The following is a 24,873-nucleotide window of genomic DNA, read 5'->3' as shown; positions in this document are numbered from 1 at the left end:
CCCTCAGCCGCCGCGCGAGTGCTGTTCGTGGTCCGGTTCGGCTCCCCGGAGAACCGCCTGCAACGTGCTCTGGAGCGTTTCGCTGGGTTCGAGGCCGAGGGTTTCGATCAGTTCGCGGCGGATGCGCTGATACGACGCGAGTGCGTCCGCGCGACGGCCGGAGCGCAGCTGGGCGATGATGAGCTGGCGGTGCATCGACTCCCGCAGCGGATGCCGTCGGCAGAGCGTTTCCAGTTCGTCGGCCACCAGAGCGTGCCTGCCGAGCCGCAGATCGGCCTCGATCCGGCGTTCCAGAACGGCGAGCCGGGTGCTGTCGAGCCCGTCCGCGTAGGTGTGCAGCAGGCCGATGTCGGCGATGTCGGCGAGTGCCGGGCCACGCCACATGCGCAGCGCCGTGCCCAGCAACGCCGACGCCTGCTCCGGCCGCCCTGCCAGCATGGCCCGGTCGCCCTGCTCGGCCAGGCTGTGGAACCGGTACAGGTCGATCCGGTCCTGGTCGGCGCACAGCCGGTAGCCGTTCGGCCAGGTTTCGATCAGCGGGTGCGGAGGCCGGTCGTGGCCAGGCGCGAGTGCTTTGCGCAGCGCGGCGATGTACACATGAAGGGCCGAGATCGCTTTCGCGGGTGAGCGACCGCCCCAAAGGACCTCGACCAGGAGATCCACCGGAATGAATTGGTTCGCGTGTAGCAACAAAATGGCGAGTACCGCGCGTTTCTTCGGCGCACTGGGTGTGCATCGGGTGGTGCCCCTCGTCACCTCCATGAGGCCGAGCACGCGAAACTCCAGCGGAAATTCGTCAACGTCGTGTGCGGCCACTGTGTCCCCCCTTGACGGCCCGCACCGCGTCCGCGTCGTGTCGTCTCGCGGCGGACACGGGCGTCACGATCGTAACGTCGGAATACCATGGTCGGGTGTTACCAGTTCTTTTCGTGACGCACTGTCCATGAACGACTTCGCTTTGCCGTGTTATCCGCATTCCTGCCTTAATCGTGCCTTTGGCGGGAATTAGTTGCCGTGTCCTAGCGTCGTCGGCGTTCTGGTTGTTCGAGCCGGCGAATGTCGCGTCATACGTATTTCCCGATCGGGTGCGGACGACGCCGGCGGCACGGGAAGGAGGTGGCGAAGGATGAAAAGGACGAGCACATTGTCCCGGGCGGCGGCGACGCCGGGGACCAAGCCGATGGTGAAGACGATCGGCTGCATCTTCTGCTGGAACCGGCACTACCGGCCGTTCGTGCGGGCGTGCGGCAAGCCGAACCCGATTCTGGTGGCCGCGTAGGGCGTGGCCGTGGCGGCGGCCGGGGTGCCCGGTGAGCCACGGTGAATGACTGCGTCGGTGTCCTGTCCGAGTGGAGCTCCACTCGGACAGGACACCGATCCGCGGAGCGGGCGGGAAGCCGTTGGTACGGGCACGGGCGCGATTCATCGGATACGGGGATGTGAGAGCCATGGGAGTCGTGGTGGACGACGCGGGTGCCGATCTCGGGCACGACGCGGGGAAACGGGACGACCCGGTCGTCTGGGGGATACATCTGCAGCCGAACGGGGGAATATTTGTCGACAGGCAGAGTCTTTACTACGTCAGAATGAGCGGGCTGGCGCTGGAACTCGCGTTGCAAATGGCGCGCGCCGGCAGCGTGGCCGCCGTGGCCAGGCTACGCAGTCATCTGGACAACGAGCCCGTCGAAACGGCCCGGCGGTATATCGAACGTCTTCTCGGCGCCCATCCGGTGACCGAGAGCTGGCTGGCGGGCGAACTGCGTGGCGGGGTGAAGGTGAGCGGGTCCACCGCGGCGTATCTGCCCCTCAACGCGACCTTGCAGCTGACCAACCGCTGCAATCTGCGGTGTTCGTTCTGCTACGCGGGCTCCGGCGATCCGATGCCCGCCGAACTGTGCGCCGGCGAATGGACCGCCGTCCTCGAACGGCTCGCCGAGGCGGGTACCGCCGCCGTCACCCTGACCGGCGGGGAACCCACCATCGCCGCGGAGTTCCCCCGGATCCTCGCCGTGGCGAGCGCGCTGATCGACAACGTGGACATCTTCACCAACGGGCTCGCCTGGTCCGACCGGCTGATCGAGTACGTCGCGAGCTGCGGAAACGTCCGCGCACAGGTGAGCATCGACGGCCGCGCCGAGCACCACGACCTGCTGCGCGGGCGGGCCGGGTCGTACCGGCGCGCGCTGTCCACCATCGAGCGGCTGAGCTCGGCGGGGGTGCCGGTGTTCGTGGCGATGACGGTCTCGCCCGCCAACCACGGCGACGTCGAGCCGGTCATCGAGGATGTGGCCGCCGCGGGCGCCCTGCTGTTCCGTGCGGGCGCGACGGTACCGGTCGGCCGCGGCACCGACGCCGGGTTCGTGCTGACCGAGGACCAGGTGAACGCGGTGGTCAAGCAGTTCACCCGGGTGAACGAGCGGGACCTGGGGATCGACGTCGTCGGCTGGGACCGCTGTGCCGACCCGGACCAGGAGTTCGCCGGCGCGGGAGTGCCGGTCGAGTTCCTCACGCCCGGCTACCTCAGCTGGTACATCCGCGCCGACGGGAAGGTGACTCCTTGCCAGGTGGAGGAAACGGCGTTCGGCGACGTCCGCGCCGAGCCGTTCGGCCGGATCGGGGACCCCGCGCGGCTGGCCGTGATCCGCGGCGAGGCGACCGACTGCGCGTGCGTGCGCAACCTCCGCATCGACGAGGAAGCCGACGTGCCCTTCGGGTTGTCGGCGCGGTGGCCCGCCGCCGGTACGTCCTGCTGTGCCGGAAGGGAGGGCTGCTGTGGCTGAGCTGCTGATCCTCGGGCTGAGCCTTCCGGTGGTGGTCCTGCTGTTCGTGCGATACCGGCGCAGCGCCTACCCGTCGCTGACCCCGTCCCGCGCGCAGACCAGGCAGGAGGCGATCGAGCAGGCCGTGGTGGCGGTGCGGCGGCTGTGCGGCGCCGACGTCAGCGGCTGGCGGAGCTTCGGCACCTTGTGGTTCGACGACGAAATCGTGGACAAGCTGCACCAGCTCGACGCCGCCGACCGCGACGACGCGTTCCTCCGGCGCTGGGGGCTGCGCGGGGCCTGGCGGGTCCGGTTCGTCCGGGACGGCACCGGCAGCGTGCTGGTCGGCCTGTCGGCGCGCGGGGAGGTGCTGCTGTTCGACATCGACGGTCCGGTCCGGCACCTGGTCGTGGCGCGCGAACGGACCGCGGCGGAGCTGACGACGGCCGAACTGCTGCCGCGACTGGACGGCGGGGCGGCCGGGCTGTGGTCGGGGACGAAGGTCAGCGGGCAGGGCGAACTCGAACTCAGCGAGGGCGGCGTCGAGCGAACGCACCGGCTGCGTACCGGCACCGGCGACCTGCGGATCGACCTGAACGTGGAGACCGTCGGCACCGCCGTGCTCCGGGTCGACTCGGACGTGGAGGTGGTCACCCCGGACGCCGAGGACGTCGACCGCGCCGAGCAGCGCGACGCGGTCGCCGGGGTCGGCGGCATGCTCGGCGCGGTGGTCGCGATGGTCGTCGGCGTGGCCATCCTCGCGTTCGGCGGGGGCCGGATCGATCCGGTCCTGCTCGCGGCGCTCACCGTGCCGGTCCTGCTCGCGGTGCTGGGCACCGAGTACGCGGCGATGCAGGGTGCGGTGGTCAACGGGTACGACGGCAAGCTGTCCTGGTCCGCCTTCCGCGTGCTGAACGTGGCGATGTCGCTGATCTCGGCGATCGTGTCCACGTCCGTCGTCGTGCTCGCCGTGCTGGCCGGAACCGTTGTCGCCCAGCGGATCGGCCTGCCGCTGCTGGACGATCCGGTACGCCAGGCGGGCTGGGGAGCCTGGCTCGGGGCGGCCTGGCTCGGTCTCGCCGCCGCGGGCTACGCGCTGCTCGCGCACTTCGGGATCGCCCGGGTCACCACCGCGCCGGACCGGCGGTCACTCCGGCACGCCGGAGTCGGTGTCGGCCACGTCGTGGCGGTCACCCTGCAGAGCGCGATCAGCGAGGAGACCGTGTTCCGGTTGCTGGGCGTGCCGGTGTGCCTGTGGCTCACCGGCGAACCGCTGCTCGCGGCCGCGGTGCCCGCCGCGTTGTGGGCGGCGATGCACAGCGGTTCGGTCGTGCGGCCGCGATGGATCCGGATGGGTGAATTGTTCGTCGTGGGGACCGTGCTGGGAGTAGTGGTGGTGGAGGTGGGGCTGATCGCCGCCTTGCTCGCGCACGTGGTCTACAACGCGGCGTCGATGATCGTGCCGTTGCTGGCCGGTGAACGTACGCCGGGGGAGCGCGCGGCACGTCGTACCCGGTCGGCGGACAAGAAAGCGCACGGCCGACGAGTGATCGCGAGGCACTGATGATCGGTTCCAGACTCTCGTCCCGGCAGACGTCGCCGGAGGCCGGCACGACCGCGGACCCGGCGGAGATCGACTGGTCCGGCCCGCCGCCGATCACCGGCTACCCGGACGGCGCGGGACCGCGCGCCAGGCTGCGCGATCTCGCGCGTTATCTGCGGCCACAGCGGGCTTCCCTGATCGGCGCACTGGTGCTGGGGCTGCTCGGCGCCGGGATGTCGCTGGTCCAGCCGCTTCTCGTGATGCGGGTGATCAACAACATCGGCGGCCAGGTGACGTGGCTGGTCTTCGCGCTGGCGGCGCTGTTCCTCGGCGAGGCGCTGCTCGGCGGCCTGCAGAGCTTCCTGCTCCAGCGTTCGGGCGAGGGCATGGTGTTCGGCGTGCGGAGCAGGTTGATCTCGCACCTGCTGCACCTGCCCGTGCGCGAGCACGATCGCCTGCGTTCCGGTGATCTGCTGGCCAGGGTGGGCACCGACACCACGCTCCTGCGCGAGGTCGTCTCCTCGGGGGTGGTCGAGGCGGTGGTCGGCGTGGTCGGCCTCGGCGGCTCGGTGATCATGATGCTGCTGATCGACGTGTCGATGTTCGTGCTCGTCCTCGCCACGGTGGTGGTGGCGACGGCGCTGGTCGGGCTGGCGCTGTGGGGGATCCGCGGCGCGTCCGAGGAGGCGCAGACCCGCGTCGGGGAGATGACCGCCGACCTGGACCGCGCGCTCGGCGCGGTCCGCACGGTGCTCGCCAGCCGGGCGCAGGGGCGCGAGTCGGCCAGGATCGAGGCCAGGGCCCGAGCAGCCTACCGGGCCGGGGTCCGGGCGGCGAAGCTGGACTCGGTGGTTTCGCCCACGATGTCCATCGCGGCGAACGGCTCGTTCCTGCTCGTGCTCGGCGTCGGTGGCGCCAGGGTCGCGGGCGGCACGATGGACCTCGGTGAGCTGGTCGGTTTCCTGCTGTACCTGATGATGCTGGTCATGCCGCTGGTGATGATCCTGCACGCGGCGACGTCGGTGCAGCGCGGTCTCGGTGCCCTGCAACGGATCCAGGACACTCTCGAGCTGCCGCAGGAGCCGGGCGGGGAGACCGCCACCGCGGTGGCGGAGGAGTCGCGCGCCGCCGAACTGGTGCTGGACAAGGTGTCGTTCGGATACGCCGAGGACCGGCCCGTGCTGCGGGAAGCTTCGCTGACCGTGCCCGCGCACACCCGGACAGCGCTGGTCGGGCCGTCCGGCGCGGGCAAGTCCACGATCTTCGCGCTGATCGAACGGTTCTACGAGCCGGATTCCGGCGCGATCACGCTCGGCGGCGCGGAACTGGGCGCGCTGCCGATCGGCGATCTGCGTGCCCGCATCGGCTACGTCCAGCAGGAAGCGCCCATGCTGTGGGGCTCACTGCGGTCCAACTTGTGTTACGCCGCACCGGAGGCCACCGAAGCCGAGCTGACGGAAGTGCTGGGGATGACCAACCTCACCGGTCTTGTCGAGCGGCTGCCCGACGGGCTGGACTCCGAGGTCGGCGATCGAGGTGTGCAGTTGTCCGGCGGGGAGCGGCAACGCGTGGCGATCGCGCGGGCGCTGCTGTGCCGTCCGACGCTGCTGCTGCTTGACGAGCCCACCGCGCAGCTGGACGCGGAGAACGAGGCGATGCTGACCGCCACCGTGCGGCGGGTCGCCCAGCGGTGCACGGTCCTGGTGATCGCGCACCGGCTGTCCACCGTCCGCGACGTCGAGCAGATCGCGGTGCTCGACAGGGGACACGTGGTCGCGACCGGGCGGCACGAGGACCTGCTCGGCGGGGAACCGCTGTACCAGCGGCTCGCGGGACAGCTCGTGTGACAGCGTTCCCATTTGTCCAATCCCCGGCGCGCGTCGGCGGGCGAGGATGCCGTCATGAGCATCGACAACGAGGTGCGTATCGGCGCGTTCGTGTTCACCAGCCGATACGAGGGGCAGACGGCGGGTGAGGTGCTGGCCCGCGGGGTGGCCACCGCCCAGGCCGCCGAGGCGGCGGGCTTCGACGACGTGTGGGTGACCGAGCATCATTTCGTGCCGTTCGGGGTCAATCCGTCCGCGCTGACGTTCGCCGGTTACCTGCTCGGCCGGACCAGCACGGTGCGGGTCGGCACGGCGGTCACCGTGCTCCCGCTGCATTCGCCGGTGCACGTCGCCGAACAGGCCGCGCTGCTGGATCACCTGTCGGGCGGCCGGTTCGACCTCGGCGTCGGCCGGGCACAGCCGGTCGTGGACTACGAGGTCATCGGCCGGGGTGTCGAGTACTGGCGGCACGGGCTGCCCGAGGCGCTGGACCTGACACTGGCCGCTCTCGCCGGCCCGGTGTCCGCCGACTCCGAGCTGTACCGCTTCCGCGAGGTCACCCCGGAACCCGGCCCCGCGGACGCCGGGCCGCCGCCGGTCTACGTCGCCGCGAACTCGTCGGCGTCGGTGGAACTGGCCGCGTCCCGGGGGCTGCCCATGCTGCTGTTCTTCGACAAGGACGCCGGCGCGAAGGCCGCCATGATCGCCGAACACGCCCGCGTCGCCCTGGCCGCGGGTCATCCCGGCGACGGCTACGCGCACGGGATGGCCCTGTTCGCGCACGTGGCCGACACTCCGGACGAGGCACGCCGGGTGATGCGCCGCGCGGCGGGGGAGTTCGTCCTGGCGAACAGCCGGTACCGGCCGTTGGTGGACGTGCCGCGGCGGGGCGACCACGACGCCCCGCACGAGCAGGTCGTCGACCGGCTGACCGAGTCCGCGCTGGCCACGCATCCGGTCGGGGCGCCGGAGGTCTGCGTCGAGCGGCTGGTCGGCCAGATCCGCGAGTCGGGCGCCCGCCGGGTGCTGTGCCAGGTGGAGGTCGCCGGGGAGCACGACTGCGTGCTGGCCAACGTCAAGCGGATGGGCGAGGAGGTGCTCCCCGAGGTTCGCCGCCGCCTGGCGACCGGTTGATCCGTCCTTTGTGGACACCGGCGCTTCCGGCTCTGAGGTTTTCCTGAGAACTCGCGGATACGGTCCGGCTTGTTCCGGCCAGGCGAATAACGGGAGGTCGTGGCGTGGGCAGCGAAGCCGTGGAGTACCTGATCATCGGCGCCGGTCCGGCGGGCACCCAGCTCGCGTACTTCCTCGACCGGGCGGGCAGCGACTACCTGGTGGTCGAGGCAGGCGAATCGGCGGGCACGACGTTTCGCGCCTTCCCCCGGCATCGGCGGATGATCTCCATCAACAAGCCGCACACCGGTTCGGACGACGCCGAGCGGAACCTGCGGATGGACTGGAACTCGCTGCTGTCCGACGATCCGAAGCTGCGGTTCACCGAGTACACCGGCAAGTTCTTCCCACACGCCGACGACTACGTGCGCTATCTCGCCGACTTCGCCGACGCGTATGGCCTGAACATCCGGTACGACACCCGGATCGCCGTGCTGGAGCGCCCCGACGACTTCGTCGCCACGACCGAAAACGGCGAGCGGATCACCGCGAAGCGCGTCGTGGTGGCCACCGGGTTCGGCCGCTCCTACGTGCCAGGGATCCCGGGCATCGAAACGACCGAGCGGTACTGGGACATGCCGGTCGAACCCGAGGAGTTCACCGACCAGCGGGTGCTGGTCATCGGCAAGGGCAACTCCGGTTTCGAGACCGCCGACAACCTCAACGAGCACGCCGCGCGGATCCACGTGCTCGGCCCCAGCGCGCTGAAGTTCGCCTGGCGCACCCACTTCATCGGCCATCTGCGCGCGGTGAACAACAACTTCCTCGACACCTACCAGCTCAAGACCCAGAATATGGTGCTGGACGCGACCATCGACCGGATCGAGCGGCGCGGCGGCGAGTACCACGTGACGTTGACCTATGCACGCAGGCCCAAAACCGTGACGCTGGTGTACGACCGGGTGCTCACCTGCACCGGGTTCGCCTTGGACGACAGCATTTTCGGCGAGGGCGCGCGCCCGGAACTGACCATCAAGGACCGGTTCCCGAAACTGACCGAGGAATGGGAGTCGGTGAACGTTCCCGGCCTGTTCTTCGCGGGGACGCTGACCCAGTCCCGTGATTTCAAGAAGTACACCAGCGCGTTCATCCACGGATTCCGTTACGGGGTACGCGCGCTGAGCCATGTGCTGGCCCACCGCTACGACGGCGTCGAGTGGCCGTCCCTGGCGCTGCCCGCCGAACCGGGGGCCATCGCCGGCGCGCTGCTGGACCGGCTCGCCCACACTTCCGCGCTCTTTCAGCAGTTCGGTTTCCTGTGCGACTTCGTGTCGGTGCCCGCCGGGGCGAGCACCGCGCGGTACCACGAGGAAATGCCGTTCGACCTGCTGCACAAACCGGGCTACGGCGCGACGGGCACCGTCATCACGGTTTCGCTGGAATACGGTGCCGGACATTCCGCGATCGACCCGTTCGACGTCGAGGCGGGTCGTGCGTGGGAAGCCGATCCGGCCAACGAGGATCGCTACATGCACCCGGTGGTCAGGCATTTCCGCGACGGCGAACTGGTGGCGGTCAAGCATTTGCCCGAGCAGATCTACAACGAATGGACCGACGAGGACGAGTACCTGCTGCCGCTGCGCGAATTCGTCGCCGACGCGCTCAGCGGCGTACCGGCCGTCGCCTGACGTGCGGATCGGAGCCTCCGTCATGACCATGGACCTGTCACCGGTCAATCTCCGCGAATTCGAGCAAGCCGCTTGCGACCGTCTCGACCCGGTGTACTACGACTACTTCGCCGGTGGGGCACAGGACGAACACACGGTCCGGGCCAACGAATCGGCGTTCGCCGCGATCGAGCTGGTGCCCAGGATCCTGCGCGGCGCCGAGCCCCCCGAACCGGGGACGAGCCTGCTGGGCTGCCCTTCCGCGATGCCGGTGCTGATGGCGCCGACCGCCTTCCACAAACTCGCGCATCCGGAGGCGGAGCTGGCCACCGTGCGCGCCGCGACCAGGGCTGACGTGATCATGACCGTCGCCATGCTGTCCACCGTCGCGGTGGAACGGATCGCCGAGGAGGCCCGCCGCGTAGCCGGCGGCACCGACCCGAAACTCTGGTTCCAGCTCTACGTCCAGCCGGATCAGGAGTTCACCAGGGCGCTGGTGCAGCGGGCCGAGTCGGCGGGGTGCCGCGCGCTGGTGGTCACCGTGGACTCGGCGGCACTGGGCCGTCACGAACGCAACGACCGCAACGACTTCCACCAGCTCCCCGACGACGTCCAGTGCGAGAACCTGCGCGGGCTGGGTGGCAGCGACTCGGGCAACGTGCGGCGGGTGACGCTGTCGCCGGAGATCTCCTGGCAGCACATCGAACGGCTGCGTGAGATGACGCGCTTGCCGATCGTGCTCAAGGGCGTGCTGCACCCCGCCGACGCCGGGCTGGCGGTGCGGAACGGTGTCGACGCGATCGTGGTGTCCAACCACGGCGGCCGCCAGCTCGACACCACACCGGCGACCATCGCGCAGCTGCCGGTGCTGGCCGAAGCGGTGTCCGGGCGCATCCCGCTCCTGCTCGACGGCGGAGTCCGGCGCGGCACCGACGTGGTGAAGGCGCTGGCGCTCGGCGCCGACGCGGTGGCGCTGGGCAGGCCGATCGTGTGGGGCCTGGCCGCGGGCGGCGAGGCCGGGGTGGCCAGGGTGCTCGAACTGATGCGTTCCGAGCTGGAGAACGCGCTGGCGCTGTGCGGGGTGTCCGCTCCGAAGGAACTGAGCCGGGATCTCGTGGCTCTGCGCAAGGAAAATTCCCGATCCCGTGAGGTACAAGCATGACAGTCCCCAGTGAAGCCGTGGACGACATCGACGAGGTCGCCGAACTCCTCGCCGAGGCGCGGCTGCGGCGGCCGAACAACGCGCCGCACGACCGGTTCCTGACGTCCTACAAGGCGAGGATGCTGTACCGGTCGGAAATCCTGCGCCCGCCCGCGGTGCACGGGGTGAAGGACGCGGTCGATCTCCACTGCCACGCCCACGAAGGCCAGCAGGACGCGCTGTCCATCGCGAAGCTGGCCTCGGCGAGCGGCATGAAAGGCTTGCTGTACAAGAGCATGCCCGGGATGAACCGGCCTGACCTGTCCGGTCCCGCCGAGGCGGTGCGCGCACTCGAGGACCCGCTGAGCAAGTGGGCCGAGGAGATGGACATCGAGCCGATCCGGCTGTGGTCGGGCTGGATCTGCACCGACACCCGCGGCCTGTCGGTGACCGAGGCGGCCCGGAAACAGCTGGAGAGCGGGATCTCGGCGATCTGGATGCCGGTGTTCCGCAGCGCCAACACGCTGAACAAGGTGGGCGGCAAGGCGATCTGGTTCGACAAGGACGCCGACCCGACCGCGTGGAGCGATCCGCTGCCCTGGGAAAAGGCGCTCCAGGTCGGCACTTACACGATCGACGAGCACGGCAGGCTCAAGCCGGAGTACCGGGAGGTCTTCCGGATGGCCGCCGACCACGACGTGATGATCTCCTTCGCGCACGCCACGCATCGCGAGATCGAAGCGATGGCCGAGCAGGTGCGCGACCTGAACATCACCAAGGCCGTGGTGGACCATCCGTTCAGCCCGTTCCTCGACCTTTCGCTCGCCCAGATGAAGGAGCTGACCTCGGCCGGGGTGTACCTGAACTTCACCTACGACGAGATCTCCCCGCTGCTGGGCATCGATCCGGCGGTGATGTGCCGGACCATCCAGGAGGCCGGCACGCACCACGTCACGCTGTCCAGTGACGCGGGGGAGCCGTTGTTCCCGAACACCGTGGAAGCGCTGCGGTTGCTGATCGCCCACATGCGGGCGTTCGGGCTGACCGACGAGGAAATCCGCGAGGTCAGCTCGGTCAATCCGGCGAAGGTACTGAACGCGGCGTAAGGAGCCTCATGTCCTATCTGCCGTCGCTGCCCGAAGACGCGGTGCTGATGGATGTCTTCCGGGCTTATCCGGACACCGTCCCGCCGTTGGTCGACTACCACCGGATCCTGCTGCGCGGTCCGTCGGTTTTCTCGCTCGCCGAACGGGAACTGATCGCCGCGTACGTGTCCGGCCTGAACGACTGCGCCTACTGCCACGGCGTACACGGCGCCACCGCGGCGGCGTTCGGTCTCCCGGAGGGGCGGCTGGCCGCGCTGCTCACCGATCTGGACACCGCGCCGGTCGAGCGGCGGTGGAAGGTGCTGCTGCGCTACCTCCGCACGCTGACGCTGACTCCGTCCCGGCTGGCCAAAGTGGACGCCGAAGCGGTCCTCGCCGAGGGCTGGGACGAAAAGGCACTGCACGACGCGGTGTCCGTGTGCGCGCTGTTCAACTTCATGAACCGGTTCGTGGCCGGGCTCGGCATCACCGCGGACGAGGCGTACTTCGCCGCGGCGGCCGCCCGGTTCGTCGCCGACACCGACTACCGGGACTATCAGGACGTCGCCGCGTCCGGCTGAGACCCTGCTGCCGGAAGTGCTTGTGGCAGCAGGGTTTTCGGTCAGCTCAGGGAGAGTGCGTTCCGCAGTACCGCGATCGCCTGGGCGATGGCGGCTTCGGCCGCGTGGGTTTCGCGGAGCGCGTTGACCATCACGAAGTCGTGGATGATCCCCTGGTATCGCACCGCGGTCACCGGCACACCGGCCTGGCGCAGCTTCGCCGCGTACGCCTCGCCTTCGTCGCGGAGCACGTCCGCTTCACCGGTGATCACCAGTGCGGGCGGGAGGCCGGCGAGTTCGTCGAGGCTCGCGCGCAGCGGGGACGCGGTGCTTTCCGCGCGCTGGGCGGGGTCGGTCGTGTACTGGTCCCAGAACCACTTCATGCCTTCGCGGCCGAGGAAGTAGCCCTCGGCGAACTTCAGGTACGACTCGGTGTCGAAGTTCGCGTCGGTGACGGGGTAGAAGAGCACCTGCTGCCGGAAGCCGACGTCGCCGCGGCGCTTGGCCAGCAGCGTGAGCGCCGCGGTCATGTTGCCGCCGACCGAGTCGCCTGCGATCGCGATCCTGGTGCTGTCCAGCCCTTTCTCGGCACCGTGTTCGGCGACCCATTTCGCGACGGCGTAGTTCTCTTCGATCGCGATCGGGTAGCGCGCTTCCGGCGATCGGCTGTACTCCGGGAAAACCACCGCCGCGCCGGTACCCACGGCGAGTTCGCGCACCAGCCGTTCGTGGGTGTGGAAGTCGCCGAAAACCCAGCCCGCGCCGTGGATGTAGACGATCACCGGCAGGGGACCGGTGGCGCCTGCCGGACGGACGATCCGCGTCTCGACGTCGCCGTTCGGGCCGCCGGGCACCGACAGGGTTTCGATGTCCGCCGCGGGCATCGCGATATCGCCGTCCTGGACCGCGTCGACGGCCTTGCGTCCCTCGGCGGGTGGGAGCTGGAACAGATACGGCGGCTGGTCGGTGGCCTCGGCGAACGCCTGTGCGGCGGGTTCGAGGGCCAGGTTGTGCGGGTTGGCGGTCATGGCTGCCTCCTTCGGGAGCGATCGGACAGCACAGAAGATAGCGCGCCATTAAGTTGTGCACAACTAAGTTGGGTCAAATGAGATCTGCGGCACTTGAGTTGCGTGCGGGCACACCGAGGGCGCAGGATGGCGGGTTGAGGAGGACGTGATGGCCGAACCCATGTCGCTATGTCTCGATGACCAGCTCTGCTTCGGGCTGTATGCGGCTTCGCGCGCGGTGACGTCGCTCTACCGCGTCGTCCTGGCCGACCTGGACCTCACGTATCCGCAGTACCTGGTGATGCTGGCGCTCTGGGAGCGCGACGACCGGCTGGTCAAGGAACTCGGTACCGAGCTCAATCTCGATTCCGGCACGCTGTCGCCGCTTTTGAAGCGCCTGCAGACGGCCGGGCTGGTGCGTCGCGATCGTCAGGCCGACGACGAGCGCGCGGTGCGGGTCAGCCTCACCGAAGCCGGTGCGGCGTTGCGCGAGAAGGCCGCCGGAATCCCGAACGTGATCGGCGAGGCGATGGGGCTGGACGAAGCCGGGCTTGCCCGCCTGCGCGCGGAACTCGACCGGCTGACGGAATCGGTGAACGCCTACCGCGAGGCGATGCCCCGGGCCTGATGTCGCGGCGGTTCCCGGTGCCGGTTCAGGGAAGCCTGGCGCCGGCGGCGGCGAGCACCGCGGTGACCGGCCGGAAGAGGAACCCGCCGCCGGTCCCGCAGTCGCCCGTCAGCCCGATGGCCAGGCCCAGTGCCGTGGTCCCGTCGAACAAGGAATCACCGTCGTCGCGCGGCTCGCGACAGATATCCGTCTGGCTCAGGCCGGTGAGGGTGCCTTCGGGGGTGTTCACCGCCAGGCCCACAGCGATGATGGTGCCGGTCCGCACTCCGCTCCGGCTTCCCGCGGTCGTGATCCTGTCCCCGACGGTCCTGTCACCCGCCCCGGTGATCGTCTGGAAGGTGCCGTCGTGGAGGTTCACCGTGCTGGGCGCCGCGACGCCGGGATCGTAGACGGCGAGGACGGCTTCGTTGCCGGGGAACTCGACCGGGGCCGTCGTGGCGATGTGCTGGGTCAAGGCGCGGTCGGCGTACCAGTCGGTGACCCAGGCTCCGCACCGGCCGGCGATCAGCAGGGCGGGCTGTCCGCGGCGGTCGTGCACGTTGAACCCGACCGTGCAGCCGGTCCCCGAGCCCCAGATGACGTCGCCGCCACTGATCGACACGGCGGCCGGACGGGCGTGCGCGACCGATGCGGGAAGAAGCGCCAGTAGCCCGGTGAGCGCTATCAGGGCGCGGGTTCTCGGGAAAATCATGAAATCCTCCCAGTGGGACCGGAAACTTCCTCGCCCGCATAGTAGAGTCCGGTTCCGCGCCGGTCCAGGAATCCGATTCGAAGATCCACAATGGACTATTCGGGCGCCTGTCGCGGACCCGGGAACGAGCAATGAGGTTCGGCTGCTCAGCGGTCACTTGCCTGGTGACATCGCGGGTAGTCTCGCATCACTTGCCCTCCCGAACGCAAGCATGGTCGTCGACCCCTCGATCCGCACAGGAGCGCCATGAGACGCCTGGCTGGAATCCTTGTCGTGTTCACTTTTCTCGTGGCCGTCTCCGCCCCGGCCGAGGCTTCACCAACGGGACAATCCCAGACGATCTGCATCAATTCCGCGCCCGCCACCGGCTGGATGATCACCGCCTATTACGATTCGTATCTCTGCGGTACGCCGGGTAACGGTGTCTATAACGCGAAGCAGGTCACCGATGTGCGGGACACGCCGCCGGGCCGTGCCGTTTCGGCGTGTCAAATGCCGCCACCAAGCGGTTTCTACGCCACCTCGTGGTCGTACACGGCTTCGTGTGAAGGGAGCAAGACGCCCGACAGGCTGCTCAACAACCTGCAATCCGTGACGAATCTGAACGGGCTGTCGTCGGGCTTCACGATCGTCATCTGCGGAATCCAGAACGCCCCGTCCGGCTGGGAGCTGCTCGCCATCGTCGCGGCCTACCAATGCGTTTATCCCCGGGCCGGTGGACTCGGCCAGAACGCCGTCTCCATCCGCAAACGCTGACCTGCCGAGCGCGGTGCCGGCTGTGCTGAAGGACGCTTTCAGTGCATTCAACGCACTGAAAGCGTCCTTCAGTGCGGCCAGTGCACCGAAGGCGTCCTTCAGCGCGGCAGGTAGGCTTCGATCCACCGGGTCAGTTCGGTGAAGACGTGTTCGCGCACGGGCCGCGGTGACAGGACGAGGTCGTGCAGGCCGCCGTCGATGCGGATCAACGTCAGATGCGAGCCGAGGCCGGCGCACCGGCGGGCGATATCGGTGACGTTCAGGATGGCGTCGGCCTGGCCGACATCGGTGTGCTTGCCGGGTTTCACCGACCTCGCCGAAGTCATGACGAGGACCGGAACGTCGATGTCGAGCCCCGCCCGCAGGTGGCGCTGCCCTCGGTGGATGGCGGCGAGCCAGGCCGTCCGCACGGGGAAGCCCTCGACGGGTTTCCACGCGAGGTCGAAGTCCCATTCCCCGCCGAAGCCGCGGTGGAGGCTCTGGGCATAGGCGGGGGAGATCGCGGCGGGCAGCGCGGCCATGGGGCGGGCGTGCCGCAGGGCCCCGGCCAGCGCGCCCGCCACGGCCCGTTTGACGGCGACCTCGGGCAGTTCGAAGAACGGGCTGTTCAGGAACAGTCCTTGGACCAGCCCCCTGCCCCGGGCCCGGTCCGCCCACAGCGACGCGATGAGTCCGCCGGTCGAGTGGCCGTTGAGCAGCAGGACGTCGTGCTCGGCGCGGATGATCCGGACGGCCTCGTCGATTTCCGGGAAGTACTCGGTGAGGTCGGTGACGAAGTTCGGGGTCTGGTGCGGGCGCAGCGACCGGCCGTACTTGCGCAGGTCGAGTGCGTAGAAGTCGAAGCCCTGCGCGAGGTAGAAGTCGGCGAGATGGGACTGGAAGAAGTAATCCACGAACCCGTGGACGTACAGCACCGCGCGCCGGTGCGGCGGGTCGGCTCGCCGGGTGACGAGCGTGGCGAGGACCTCTCCCTCGTCGTCGGTGCCCAGCGGTATCTCGGTCGCCTCGTAGTCCGGCCCGAGCACGTCTGCCATCGGTCCTCCGCCTGTCTCACCGCAGAAACACGGGCGTGCCTCCGTACACTGTGGACCATAGTCGCCGGATCGACGCACGGCCGCATCCCGGCCACCGTGCGGGTCAAACGGTGCGGACGCCGGCCGGCAGCCGTCCGGCCGCGGAGGTTTCGCCGAGAATGCGGACGATCTCGCCCTGGAGGGCGCGCGCCGCGCGGGGTGGTGCCATCCCGCGCCGGGCGGCCAGATACACCGTCCGGGTCAGGCCGGGCGCGGCGATCGGCGTGCCGCGGAACCGGTCCCGGACCATGGTCGCCGGCACGACCGCCAGCCCCATCCCGGCGTTGACGAGTTCGAGCACGGCGTCCATTTCCCCGCCCTCGATGGCGAGGGTGGGCTCGAACCCGGCGGCGCGGCACGCGGCGAAGGTCGTCTCCCGGAGGTCGTAGCCGGGCCGGAACATCACCAGCGGACGTCCCTCGAGTTCCCGGATGTCCATGCGGGAACGGCGTACCGGCCGTGGCGCGTCGAGCGGCGACACCACGACCAGCTCCTCCACGAACAGCGGGATGGTCTCCAGCACGGAGTCGTTCGTGAGGCGCGAGTCGATGACCAGCGCGAGATCGAGCGCGCCCTCGGACAGCTCGGTCTGCAAGTCGCGCGAACCGCCCTCATGGACGACGAGCTCGATGCCTGGGTGAGCGCGCCGGAACGCCACCAGGATGGGCGGCAGCAGCCCGGTGCACAACGACGGCGTCGCCCCGAGCCGCACCCGGCCGGTGTCGAGGTCCTCCAGCGCCCGGATCTCCTGCCGGGCCGTTTCGGCGTCGGCCAGGACGCGCCGGGCGATGGGGAGCAGCCGCTCGCCCGCCTCGGTGAGCTCGATGTTGCCGCGGCTCCGGTGGAACAGCGGGGCGCCGAGGCTGTGTTCGAGCGCGCGGATCTGTTGTGACAGCGACGGCTGGGCCACGCCCGCCTGTGCCGCGGCCCGCGTGAAGTGACGTGTGTCGGCCACCGCGACGAAATATTCGAGCTGATGGAACTGCATGGAGGCATGATAGCCGATGCCTATCGTCATGAGAGTTTTTCGAACTTTGACCAATGCTGGCGGGCGATCTACCGTGCGGAGGTGGCCAGCACAATGACGCGCACCCAGTCCGTGCGCTCCCTTTGGAGAACCACGATCGGCAAGAAGGCCGTCATGGCGATCACCGGTTTGCTCTTGGTGGCGTTCCTGATCGCGCACATGCTGGGGAATCTGAAGGTGTTCCTGGGTTCCGGTGAATTCGACCATTACGCGTCCTGGCTGCGCACCATCGGCGAGCCGGCGCTGCCCTATTCCTGGTTCCTGTGGATCCAGCGAGTCGTGCTGCTGGTGGCGGTGGTGCTGCACTTCACCGCGGCCCTGCAGCTGTCGGTACGCGATCGGCGCGCGCGGCCGGTCGGCTACGTGCACGGACAACGTGCTCGCGCGAGTTTCGCGACCAGGACGATGCGGTACGGCGGGGTGATCCTGGCGCTCTTCATCGTCTGGCATCTGCTCGATCTGACGGTGGGCGCGGTACATCCGGCTTTCGACCCGGAAAGCCCTTACCGCAACGTCGTCAACGATTTTCAGGTCTGGTGGATCAACCTGATCTACCTCGTGGCGGTGGTGCTGCTCGGCATTCACGTCAACCACGGTTTCTGGAGTGCCTCGCAGACGCTGGGCCTCAACCGGCCCTCCCGTGACAAAGCCGTCAAAGTGATCGGTTCGACGGTGGCGGTCGTTCTCACGGCGGGTTTCGCGCTCGTTCCTCTCGGCGTCATGACCGGATTGGTGAGCTGAATTGATCGACTACCTTGTGGGTGACCCGATCACCGACACCGCGGCCCCCGGCGGCCCGCTCGAACGCCGATGGGACGAACGCCGATTCGGCGCCAGGCTGGTGAATCCCGCCAACCGCCGCAAGCACCGGATCATCGTGGTCGGGACCGGCCTTGCCGGGGGATCGGCCGGGGCCACCCTGGCGGAACAGGGGTACCACGTCATCCAGTTCTGCTTCCAGGACTCGCCACGCCGAGCCCACTCGGTCGCGGCGCAGGGCGGCATCAACGCCGCGAAGAACTACCGGAACGACGGCGACTCGGTCTACCGGCTGTTCTACGACACGGTCAAGGGCGGCGATTTCCGCTCGCGTGAGTCGAACGTCTATCGCTTGGCGCAGCTTTCGGTGGAGATCATCGATCAGTGCGTCGCGCAGGGCGTGCCCTTCGCCCGCGAGTACGGCGGGTTGCTGGACACCCGTTCGTTCGGTGGCGTGCAGGTCGCCAGGACCTTTTACGCGCGCGGTCAAACAGGTCAGCAACTGCTCATCGGTGCCTATCAGGCGCTTTCCCGCCAGATCGACGCCGGGAACGTCGAAATGCATCCGCGCACCGAAATGCTCGATCTGATCGTCGTCGGCGGACGTGCCCGCGGCATCGTCGCCCGCGATCTGGTCACCGGCGCGATCGAAACCCATCTCGCGGACGCGGTGGTACTGGCCACCGGCGGCTACGGGAACGTGTTCTACCTGTCGACCAATGCCAAGGGCAGCAACGCCTCCGCGATCTGGCGTGCGCACAAGCGGGGTGCGTACCTCGCCAATCCCTGCTACACGCAGATCCACCCGACCTGCATTCCCCGTTCGGGAGAACACCAGTCGAAGCTGACGCTGATGTCCGAGTCGCTGCGCAACGACGGGCGGATCTGGGTGCCCGAGCGCGCCGGTGACACCCGCCCGCCGGGCGAGATCCCGGAAGCCGAGCGTGACTACTACCTCGAGCGGCTCTATCCGTCGTTCGGCAACCTGGTTCCCCGTGACATCGCCTCGCGGGCGGCCAAGAACCAGTGCGACGCCGGACGCGGTGTCGGGCCGGGCGGCCTCGGTGTCTACCTCGACTTCGCCGACGCCATCGCGCGCATGGGACGTCCCGCGGTGGAAGCCAAGTACGGCAACCTGTTCGAGATGTACGCGCGCATCACCGCGGAGGACCCGTACGAGGTGCCGATGCGGATCTACCCGGCCGTGCACTACACCATGGGCGGGCTCTGGGTCGATTACGACCTGCAGAGCACGATCCCGGGGCTGTTCGTGATCGGCGAGGCGAACTTCAGCGATCACGGCGCCAACCGTCTCGGCGCTTCGGCGTTGATGCAGGGCCTGGCCGACGGGTACTTCGTGCTGCCGACCACGGTGAACCACTACCTCGCGAGCGCCGAACTGGAGGCTGTCGACGCCCGGAGTCCCGACGTCACACAGGTGTCGGACGGGGCGAGGGAACGGATCCGGCGGTTGATGTCGATCGACGGGAACCGCACCGTCGACTCGTTCCACCGCGAACTCGGGACCCTGCTGTGGGATCACTGCGGCATGGCGCGAACCGAAGGCGGACTGCGTAAGGCACTGGACCGGATTCCCGCGCTGCGCGAGGAGTTCTGGCGCTCGGTCAAGGTCCCCGGCTCCGGCGCGGAGCTGAACAAGGAACTCGAAAAGGCGAACCGGGTGGCGGATTTCCTCGAGTTCGCCGAGCTGATGGTCCTCGACGCGCTCGTGCGCGAAGAGTCGTGCGGTGGCCATTTTCGCGAGGAGCACCAGACGTCGAACGGCGAAGCACAGCGTGACGACGAACATTTCAGCCACGTCACGGCTTGGCAGTACAACGGCGATGTCCCGATCCTGCACAAGGAAGCCCTCCAGTTCGACCACGTTCACCCGACCCAGCGGAGCTATGCGTGAAACTGACCGTGCGTATCTGGCGTCAGCCGGGTCCCGAGGCGCCGGGAAAGATGGTCGAATATCCCGTCGACGACGTCACCCCGGAAATGTCCTTTTTGGAGATGCTGGACGTCCTCAACGAGTCGTTGATCCTCGCCGGTGAAGAGCCGGTCGCGTTCGACCACGACTGCCGCGAGGGCATCTGCGGCATGTGCGGGGTGGTGATCAACGGCCGTGCTCACGGCCCCGAGCAGACGACCACCTGCCAGCTGCACCTGCGTGCCTTCCGCGACGGTGACGTGATCGACGTGGAACCCTGGCGTGCCAAGGCGTTCGGAGTGGTCAAGGATCTGGTGGTCGATCGCTCCGCGCTGGACCGCGTCATCCAGGCCGGCGGCTACATCACCGCGCCGACCGGCGCCGCTCCCGACGCGCATTCGACCCCGGTGCCCAAGCCGGACGCCGAGACCGCCTTCGAAAACGCCACCTGCATCGGCTGCGGTGCCTGTGTGGCAGCCTGTCCCAACGGCTCCGCGATGCTGTTCACCGCGGCGAAGGTCACGCACCTCAACGCGCTTCCGCAAGGACAGCCCGAGCGAGAGTCGCGGGTGCTGGACATGGTGGCCGCGATGGACGCGGAGGACTTCGGCGGCTGCACCAATGTCGGCGAATGCGTGGCCTCCTGCCCGAAGGGGATCCCCTTCTTCAGCATCACCACCATGAATCGCGAGTACCTGCGCGCGGTGCGCAAGCACTGAATTCCTCGTTGCCCCTTTCGGGGACCGGTCCCGGGCGTCGGGCACAACAATCGGCGTCGCCCGTCACCCGTTGCCGACCAAGGGGCCGAGATGGATTACCCGACACAGGCCACACCGGAAGCCGCGCCGGTTCGCCGGAGCCATGACCCGGTGGCTGTCGCCGTCGCCAATGCCTCACTGCTGAGCGTCGGATATCTGTTCTTGGGGCGACGTAAACTCGCTGTCTTCACCCTCGTGGTCACCGCCGCGCTCGTCACTCTCCTCGTCACGGTCGCCCGGTCGGTATGGCTCGAGGCGGGGGTGGTCCTCTGGTGGGCGGTGCTGATCGCGCACGGGTGGTTCCTCGCACGTCGGCGCGCTGAGCGAGTCGTGGTGCGGAGGCAGCGAATCGTTGCCCTCGCGGTCACCATTCCGGTGCTGCTGGCCTTCGGCCTCCTGCGGTTCGACGCCGCGAGAATCGAGCACACCGTCACCGAGGCCCGGCAGAGCGGCGACTGCTTACAAGCGGAAACCGCGCTGGGCAAGGTGTGGTTCGGCCACCGCGTGGCCGACGCCCCGATGACCGTCCGCGGGGAGAAGACCGTTCAGGCGTGCGATCGCTTGCGGGCAGCCAAAACCAGGCTCGCCGCCGCGTCGACCGGCGACGTCAACGCCCTGAAAGGGGGCTTCGACGGACTCGCCTCGGTCCTCGCCCAGTTGCCGGGCCACGACAAGATGGCCGAAGTGACCCTCGACGGGTTCCTCACCGGCCTGCCCGCCAAGAACGCCTGCCACACCGCGGCGATCAGCGACTGGCTTTCCGGGCGGCACCCGAACAAGACGGTGCTGGACCGGTCGGCCGCCGTCGTCCCGCGGATCGCCCCCGCGGCGCTCGTCGGCTGTGGTGACGAGCTCGCCGCCGCCGAGCAGTGGGAGCAGGCGAGGGCGCGGTACCAGCAGTTCCTGGACCGGTATTCCGGCCAGGAGCTGACCGGCAAGGCCGAGGAAGGCGTCAAGAAGGCCACCCTGGCCATCGAACTCGCCAACGTCCGCGACCTGCTGAAAGGGCCGACCAGCGCACAACCCACCTACTGCGGCAAACCGGCGCAGTACAGCGGCGCTGCCCCCTACGGCAAGGGAACCAACCGCGCGCTGTTCTACGGCAATGACGAGTACACGGCCAAACTCCCCGCTGAATGGCGGAGCGGCGACGCCGCCGAGGCCGTACTGGTGGTTTGCGCGGGCAAGACGGACTACGGAACTGCGGTCCAGACCTGCCAGTACGAGAGCGAGAGGAACCCCAGTCTCCGCGGCGACGTGACGTTCCACAAGATCGCGATCCCGGTGAAGGCCTACGAGCTGCGGACCGGAAAGCTCGTGGTCGAGACCACGGTGGAGATCAGCGGTGCGAGCTGTCCCCAGACCTTCTCCGCTCCCCACTTCGGCTCGGGCGATTTCGGGCCGCCGCCGAAGCAGTACGTCACCGCGTCCGACGCCGACATCCGTGCCGCGTTCACCTCGGTGATCATCAAATGACCGGAAAAGACGTGAAGTCAACGGTCCGCGGCGCGAACGTCCGGGCAGGAATCGACACGCCTGTTCACGCGGAAATCAGGCCGCGAACCGCCGCCCGAACGGCCCGGCCGGGGCCGATCGCCTTCCCTAAGGTCGAAATGCGCACTTCCCAGCCAATTCCAGAAAGGGCACCGATGAGCAGTAGCAAGGTGAAACGCGTACTGGGAACCTTGGGAATCATTCTCGCCGGCCTGCTGGCCGGAGCGACTCTGTCCGCCGCACCCGCGGGCGCGGCACAGGCCGCCGCCGCGTCGCCGATCATCAGCGCCGCCGCCCCCAAGTGTGTCGGACTGGCGGACAACGGCAGCACGGCGAACGGAACCCGGTTGGTGTTGTGGGACTGTCATCTGCACGTCGACCAGCGGTGGTACCCCGGATTGGACGGCCGCTCGTTGCGCAGCTACGCCTCCGGCTACCCCAACGGAAAGTGCGTGGGTCTGGCGAACAACGGCAGTACCGCGAACGGCACCGAACTGGTGCTGTGGGACTGTCACCTCAACCCCGACCAGCAGTGGTCGTGGCGGGATCTGGGCGACGGCAACAACGCACTGGTCAACACCCCATCGGGCAAATGCGTGGGCCTGGCGAACAACGGCAGCACGGCGAACGGGACCCGGCTCGTGCTGTGGGACTGCCACCTGCACGTCGACCAGCGGTGGTACTGACCGATCGCGCTGAACGGGCAGGGCTCTCGCGAGTCCTGCCCGTCTTATACTCCATTGTGGACAGTCAGCCCGCGACCGGGGTGAGCAGCACCGCGAAGCGCTGGTGACGGTCGCCCACCTTGGCGGCCGAGGCGGCGATCTGGCCGGCGTCGTTGATACCGTAGGCGGCCGTGATCGTCAGACCGGAGTCCGGCGGGATCACCGTGGTCAGATCGGTGCGGACGCCGTCGCGATACACCCAGCCGTCGCGTCCATCACCGACGATCGTGCCGTCCTTGTTGATCGCGAAGGCGGTGCCGAACGTACTCCCCCCGAGTTCCGGCCACAGGTCGATCACCTTGCCCGCCGCGAACATCACCGGATGCCGGGGCGCGAACTCGCCACCGCCGACCCCTGCCGCGCCGACCGCGATCCCGTTGGAGTTCATGGCGTGCGCCTCCGACCACGTGCTGCCGGGCAACGACCCGAGGTCGGACGGGCTGCCGTTGCGCCATACCGTGGCCTCGGCGTTGCTGACGTCGTTCGACGTCGTGGACAAGCCGAGGACCTGGCCGTCCGCGGTGATCCCGAACGCCCCGGCGACCCGGCCACCGGGCAGCGAGGGCAGCACGGTGGTCTTTCCTGCCTGGTAGAGCCACGCGACGCCGGTGTCCACGCCACTGCCCGCGATCTGGCCGCTGTCGTTGATCGCGCGCGCCTCGACGTGATCGTCGGCGGGCAGGATGCCAAGATCGGTCGGGACGCCGTTGTGCCACACCACCGCGGTCTGCCGGATCGGCAACGTCTGCCGCGCGGACCCGACGACGGTGTCGGAGGAGTTCATCCCGAACGCCGCACTGTCGTGAGCCAGGGCCGGGTCGCCGGGCACGACGCCGGGCAGCTCGGTCACCTGCGTCGGGCTGGTGCTGAGATACCCGGTCTGGGCGCCGATACCGGGGAACGACCCCAATCCCGCGGTGTGCCCCGCCGCATTGAGCGCGAACGGCACATTGCCGACCGCGCCGTCCACGGCTCTGATCATGGTCACCTTGTAGTGAACGGAAGCCGCCGCTGCTGCCTGGCCGGTGGTGACGGTGCTCGCGAGCGCGAACGGCGCCGCCAGCAGGGCAAGAGCGCGCGTAATCTTGTGCCGCACTTTGTCTCCTTCTCGAAGGGGAGCCGACACCGGGAAGTACACACACGGGTTACGCCCCTGCCCACACACCGCGAGCAGGGGCGTCGGTGCCGCACTTGGCGGGGCGAGCGTCGAGAAGCTTGCTCGGCTCTATCGGGCCGTGCAGCTAGAGACCGTCATGGTGACGGTCTCTCCGCGTGTGGTTAACGAGTGTGTCCGAGGGGGGACTTGAACCCCCACGCCCGTTAAGGGCACTAGCACCTCAAGCTAGCGCGTCTGCCATTCCGCCACTCGGACCTGCTGAGGAGTGAGTGTACATCGTCCCCCGTGACCCGCTGTCACTGGGATGACGATCAAGGCGAGGCGGAGCGTCAACGGGGTTTCCGGGCGACGCCTGCGAGGTAGCGGGAGGTGGCCGGGTGTTCGCTCCAGACGGAGTCGTTGTCCGGCCGCCATTGCGGAACCCACACGACGCCTGGGTCGAGGAGTTCGAAGTCGCCGAAGAACGCGGTGAACTCGGCGCGGGTGCGCAGGCAGGTCTGCGTGGTGGACTCCGACGAGTAGTTGCGCACGACTTGCTGGATGCCGGGGTCGTCCAGCTCGTCGCAGCCGTGGCTCATGGCCAGCAGCGATCCGGCAGGCAGGCAGTCGCGCAGGAAGTCCAGCGCCTTCTCCGGGGCCTGTTCGGGGGTGATGAAGTGCAGCAGCGCCACCACCAGCAGGCAGGTCGGCTCCTCCGGGTCGATTCCGTCGATCGTCGACACCTGGTGCCACAGGTCGGTGTACTCGAGCAGGTCCGCGTAGAGGGCGTGGTGGCGGCGCCGGTCCGCGTGCGTGCCCAGGAGCGCGTCGGCGTGGGCGTAGGCGATCTGCTCGTTGTCGATGTAGACGACTCGGCATTCGCCGGGGGCGGCCTCGTCGGCGATCTCGTGCACCTGGCCCTTGGTGGGCAGGCCGGAGCCGATGTCGACGAACTGCCGGATCCCCTGCGCCACGGCGCAGCGGACGGCACGGCCGAGGAACGCTCTGTTCGCCTGCATCGCGCGCACGATGTCGGGCATGACGCGCTTCTGGCGGTCGCCGAACTCGCGGTCGATGGCGTAGTGGTTCTCGCCGCCGAGCAGGTAGTCGTAGATGCGGGCGGGGCTGGGTTTCTCGACGTTGGCGAGCAGTCGGTCGGCCGCCGCTTCCGATGCGCTGGTGGGTGTGAAATTGTCAGCCATGGTAGGGAAATTCTGGCGGATCCGGCCGCT

At 68.6% G+C, this 24,873-nt stretch carries 23 protein-coding genes and 1 tRNA gene; 16 read left to right on the top strand and 8 right to left on the bottom strand.

The window, feature by feature from the left end:
• Window positions 1–3: 3 nt before the first annotated feature.
• Window positions 4–762: a BTAD domain-containing putative transcriptional regulator gene (locus ACFW0G_RS02655; protein WP_378323125.1), complete on the bottom strand. Its 759-nt coding sequence runs from the start codon at window positions 760–762 to the stop codon at window positions 4–6.
• A 364-nt stretch (window positions 763–1,126) separates the two neighbouring features.
• Here ACFW0G_RS02655 and ACFW0G_RS02650 point away from each other — a divergent pair, with 364 nt between their 5' ends.
• The 9 genes from ACFW0G_RS02650 to ACFW0G_RS02610 all read left to right on the top strand — a co-directional run bounded on the left by ACFW0G_RS02650 (window position 1,127) and on the right by ACFW0G_RS02610 (window position 11,715).
• Window positions 1,127–1,279, top strand: a complete 153-nt coding sequence (locus ACFW0G_RS02650; RefSeq protein WP_378322903.1) for a hypothetical protein — start codon at window positions 1,127–1,129, stop codon at window positions 1,277–1,279.
• Between the two features lie 169 nt (window positions 1,280–1,448).
• On the top strand, window positions 1,449–2,780 hold the full coding sequence (gene skfB / locus ACFW0G_RS02645) for a sporulation killing factor system radical SAM maturase (RefSeq protein WP_378322902.1): 1,332 nt from the start codon (window positions 1,449–1,451) through the stop codon (window positions 2,778–2,780).
• Entirely contained in the window at window positions 2,773–4,323 is a 1,551-nt protein-coding gene (locus ACFW0G_RS02640; protein ID WP_378322901.1) for a hypothetical protein, read from the top strand. Before skfB ends, ACFW0G_RS02640 begins: the two co-directional genes overlap by 8 nt.
• Window positions 4,323–6,149: an ABC transporter ATP-binding protein gene (locus tag ACFW0G_RS02635; protein ID WP_378322900.1), complete on the top strand. Its 1,827-nt coding sequence runs from the start codon at window positions 4,323–4,325 to the stop codon at window positions 6,147–6,149. The genes ACFW0G_RS02640 and ACFW0G_RS02635 overlap by 1 nt, the downstream gene beginning before the upstream one ends.
• A gap of 54 nt (window positions 6,150–6,203) precedes the next feature.
• On the top strand, window positions 6,204–7,262 hold the full coding sequence (locus ACFW0G_RS02630; RefSeq protein WP_378322899.1) for an LLM class flavin-dependent oxidoreductase: 1,059 nt from the start codon (window positions 6,204–6,206) through the stop codon (window positions 7,260–7,262).
• Between the two features lie 104 nt (window positions 7,263–7,366).
• Window positions 7,367–8,929: an NAD(P)-binding domain-containing protein gene (locus tag ACFW0G_RS02625; protein ID WP_378322898.1), complete on the top strand. Its 1,563-nt coding sequence runs from the start codon at window positions 7,367–7,369 to the stop codon at window positions 8,927–8,929.
• A gap of 22 nt (window positions 8,930–8,951) precedes the next feature.
• Window positions 8,952–10,070, top strand: coding sequence for an alpha-hydroxy acid oxidase (locus tag ACFW0G_RS02620; protein WP_378322897.1), 1,119 nt, complete (start codon window positions 8,952–8,954; stop codon window positions 10,068–10,070).
• Window positions 10,067–11,155 carry a DUF6282 family protein gene (locus ACFW0G_RS02615; RefSeq protein ID WP_378322896.1) on the top strand — a complete coding sequence of 363 codons (1,089 nt, stop codon included), beginning with the start codon at window positions 10,067–10,069 and terminating at the stop codon, window positions 11,153–11,155. Before ACFW0G_RS02620 ends, ACFW0G_RS02615 begins: the two co-directional genes overlap by 4 nt.
• Before the next feature lie 8 nt (window positions 11,156–11,163).
• Entirely contained in the window at window positions 11,164–11,715 is a 552-nt protein-coding gene (locus ACFW0G_RS02610; RefSeq protein ID WP_378322895.1) for a carboxymuconolactone decarboxylase family protein, read from the top strand.
• A 41-nt stretch (window positions 11,716–11,756) separates the two neighbouring features.
• Here ACFW0G_RS02610 and ACFW0G_RS02605 read toward each other — a convergent pair whose 3' ends face one another.
• Entirely contained in the window at window positions 11,757–12,722 is a 966-nt protein-coding gene (locus tag ACFW0G_RS02605; protein WP_378322894.1) for an alpha/beta hydrolase, read from the bottom strand.
• Window positions 12,723–12,870: 148 nt separating this feature from the next.
• Here ACFW0G_RS02605 and ACFW0G_RS02600 point away from each other — a divergent pair, with 148 nt between their 5' ends.
• Entirely contained in the window at window positions 12,871–13,329 is a 459-nt protein-coding gene (locus ACFW0G_RS02600) for a MarR family winged helix-turn-helix transcriptional regulator (RefSeq protein WP_378322893.1), read from the top strand.
• A 25-nt stretch (window positions 13,330–13,354) separates the two neighbouring features.
• On the opposite strand, the gene ACFW0G_RS02595 is transcribed toward ACFW0G_RS02600, so the two are convergent.
• Window positions 13,355–14,020, bottom strand: coding sequence for a S1 family peptidase (locus ACFW0G_RS02595; protein ID WP_378322892.1), 666 nt, complete (start codon window positions 14,018–14,020; stop codon window positions 13,355–13,357).
• 273 nt (window positions 14,021–14,293) lie between these two features.
• Here ACFW0G_RS02595 and ACFW0G_RS02590 point away from each other — a divergent pair, with 273 nt between their 5' ends.
• Complete coding sequence (locus ACFW0G_RS02590) at window positions 14,294–14,776, top strand: hypothetical protein (protein WP_378322891.1); 483 nt, start codon at window positions 14,294–14,296, stop codon at window positions 14,774–14,776.
• A 98-nt stretch (window positions 14,777–14,874) separates the two neighbouring features.
• Here the strand turns inward: ACFW0G_RS02590 and ACFW0G_RS02585 are convergent, their stop codons facing one another.
• Window positions 14,875–15,810 carry an alpha/beta hydrolase gene (locus tag ACFW0G_RS02585; protein ID WP_378322889.1) on the bottom strand — a complete coding sequence of 312 codons (936 nt, stop codon included), beginning with the start codon at window positions 15,808–15,810 and terminating at the stop codon, window positions 14,875–14,877.
• Window positions 15,811–15,913: 103 nt separating this feature from the next.
• Complete coding sequence (locus ACFW0G_RS02580; protein WP_378322888.1) at window positions 15,914–16,837, bottom strand: LysR family transcriptional regulator; 924 nt, start codon at window positions 16,835–16,837, stop codon at window positions 15,914–15,916.
• Here ACFW0G_RS02580 and ACFW0G_RS02575 point away from each other — a divergent pair.
• The 5 genes from ACFW0G_RS02575 to ACFW0G_RS02555 all read left to right on the top strand — a co-directional run bounded on the left by ACFW0G_RS02575 (window position 16,826) and on the right by ACFW0G_RS02555 (window position 22,506).
• Window positions 16,826–17,617 (top strand): succinate dehydrogenase cytochrome b subunit, encoded by a 792-nt coding sequence (locus ACFW0G_RS02575; RefSeq protein ID WP_378322886.1) that lies wholly within the window; start codon window positions 16,826–16,828, stop codon window positions 17,615–17,617. The genes ACFW0G_RS02580 and ACFW0G_RS02575 overlap by 12 nt on opposite strands.
• Before the next feature lies 1 nt (window position 17,618).
• Entirely contained in the window at window positions 17,619–19,550 is a 1,932-nt protein-coding gene (locus ACFW0G_RS02570; protein ID WP_378322884.1) for a fumarate reductase/succinate dehydrogenase flavoprotein subunit, read from the top strand.
• Window positions 19,547–20,287 carry a succinate dehydrogenase/fumarate reductase iron-sulfur subunit gene (locus tag ACFW0G_RS02565; RefSeq protein ID WP_378322883.1) on the top strand — a complete coding sequence of 247 codons (741 nt, stop codon included), beginning with the start codon at window positions 19,547–19,549 and terminating at the stop codon, window positions 20,285–20,287. Before ACFW0G_RS02570 ends, ACFW0G_RS02565 begins: the two co-directional genes overlap by 4 nt.
• A 90-nt stretch (window positions 20,288–20,377) precedes the next feature.
• On the top strand, window positions 20,378–21,802 hold the full coding sequence (locus ACFW0G_RS02560) for a hypothetical protein (protein WP_378322882.1): 1,425 nt from the start codon (window positions 20,378–20,380) through the stop codon (window positions 21,800–21,802).
• A gap of 173 nt (window positions 21,803–21,975) precedes the next feature.
• A complete protein-coding gene (locus ACFW0G_RS02555; protein ID WP_378322881.1) occupies window positions 21,976–22,506 on the top strand; it encodes an RICIN domain-containing protein in 531 nt (176 codons plus the stop codon).
• Between the two features lie 64 nt (window positions 22,507–22,570).
• Here the strand turns inward: ACFW0G_RS02555 and ACFW0G_RS02550 are convergent, their stop codons facing one another.
• From ACFW0G_RS02550 to ACFW0G_RS02540, 3 genes are all read right to left on the bottom strand, one after another.
• The gene (locus ACFW0G_RS02550; protein ID WP_378322880.1) at window positions 22,571–23,641 is read right to left on the bottom strand and encodes a hypothetical protein; all 1,071 of its coding nucleotides are present in this window, start codon (window positions 23,639–23,641) and stop codon (window positions 22,571–22,573) included.
• Window positions 23,642–23,833: 192 nt separating this feature from the next.
• Window positions 23,834–23,917: transfer RNA gene (locus tag ACFW0G_RS02545), tRNA-Leu, on the bottom strand.
• A 74-nt stretch (window positions 23,918–23,991) separates the two neighbouring features.
• Entirely contained in the window at window positions 23,992–24,843 is an 852-nt protein-coding gene (locus ACFW0G_RS02540) for an SAM-dependent methyltransferase (RefSeq protein ID WP_378322878.1), read from the bottom strand.
• Between the last annotated feature and the right edge of the window lie 30 nt (window positions 24,844–24,873).

Source organism: Amycolatopsis sp. NPDC058986 (assembly GCF_042741125.1).
GTDB lineage: Bacteria > Actinomycetota > Actinomycetes > Mycobacteriales > Pseudonocardiaceae > Amycolatopsis.
This window is presented reverse-complemented; position numbering and strand designations above follow the sequence as displayed.

What these genes read in the sequence shown, in the direction of transcription:
- ACFW0G_RS02655 (WP_378323125.1), bottom strand. Translation starts at nt 762, where the DNA reads ATGGAGGTGACGAGGGGCACCACCCGATGCACACCCAGTGCGCCGAAG.
- ACFW0G_RS02650 (WP_378322903.1), top strand. Translation starts at nt 1,127, where the DNA reads ATGAAAAGGACGAGCACATTGTCCCGGGCGGCGGCGACGCCGGGGACC.
- skfB (WP_378322902.1), top strand. Translation starts at nt 1,449, where the DNA reads ATGGGAGTCGTGGTGGACGACGCGGGTGCCGATCTCGGGCACGACGCG.
- ACFW0G_RS02635 (WP_378322900.1), top strand. Translation starts at nt 4,323, where the DNA reads ATGATCGGTTCCAGACTCTCGTCCCGGCAGACGTCGCCGGAGGCCGGC.
- ACFW0G_RS02630 (WP_378322899.1), top strand. Translation starts at nt 6,204, where the DNA reads ATGAGCATCGACAACGAGGTGCGTATCGGCGCGTTCGTGTTCACCAGC.
- ACFW0G_RS02620 (WP_378322897.1), top strand. Translation starts at nt 8,952, where the DNA reads ATGACCATGGACCTGTCACCGGTCAATCTCCGCGAATTCGAGCAAGCC.
- ACFW0G_RS02615 (WP_378322896.1), top strand. Translation starts at nt 10,067, where the DNA reads ATGACAGTCCCCAGTGAAGCCGTGGACGACATCGACGAGGTCGCCGAA.
- ACFW0G_RS02610 (WP_378322895.1), top strand. Translation starts at nt 11,164, where the DNA reads ATGTCCTATCTGCCGTCGCTGCCCGAAGACGCGGTGCTGATGGATGTC.
- ACFW0G_RS02605 (WP_378322894.1), bottom strand. Translation starts at nt 12,722, where the DNA reads ATGACCGCCAACCCGCACAACCTGGCCCTCGAACCCGCCGCACAGGCG.
- ACFW0G_RS02600 (WP_378322893.1), top strand. Translation starts at nt 12,871, where the DNA reads ATGGCCGAACCCATGTCGCTATGTCTCGATGACCAGCTCTGCTTCGGG.
- ACFW0G_RS02595 (WP_378322892.1), bottom strand. Translation starts at nt 14,020, where the DNA reads ATGATTTTCCCGAGAACCCGCGCCCTGATAGCGCTCACCGGGCTACTG.
- ACFW0G_RS02585 (WP_378322889.1), bottom strand. Translation starts at nt 15,810, where the DNA reads ATGGCAGACGTGCTCGGGCCGGACTACGAGGCGACCGAGATACCGCTG.
- ACFW0G_RS02575 (WP_378322886.1), top strand. Translation starts at nt 16,826, where the DNA reads ATGGAACTGCATGGAGGCATGATAGCCGATGCCTATCGTCATGAGAGT.
- ACFW0G_RS02580 (WP_378322888.1), bottom strand. Translation starts at nt 16,837, where the DNA reads ATGCAGTTCCATCAGCTCGAATATTTCGTCGCGGTGGCCGACACACGT.
- ACFW0G_RS02560 (WP_378322882.1), top strand. Translation starts at nt 20,378, where the DNA reads ATGGATTACCCGACACAGGCCACACCGGAAGCCGCGCCGGTTCGCCGG.
- ACFW0G_RS02555 (WP_378322881.1), top strand. Translation starts at nt 21,976, where the DNA reads ATGAGCAGTAGCAAGGTGAAACGCGTACTGGGAACCTTGGGAATCATT.
- ACFW0G_RS02540 (WP_378322878.1), bottom strand. Translation starts at nt 24,843, where the DNA reads ATGGCTGACAATTTCACACCCACCAGCGCATCGGAAGCGGCGGCCGAC.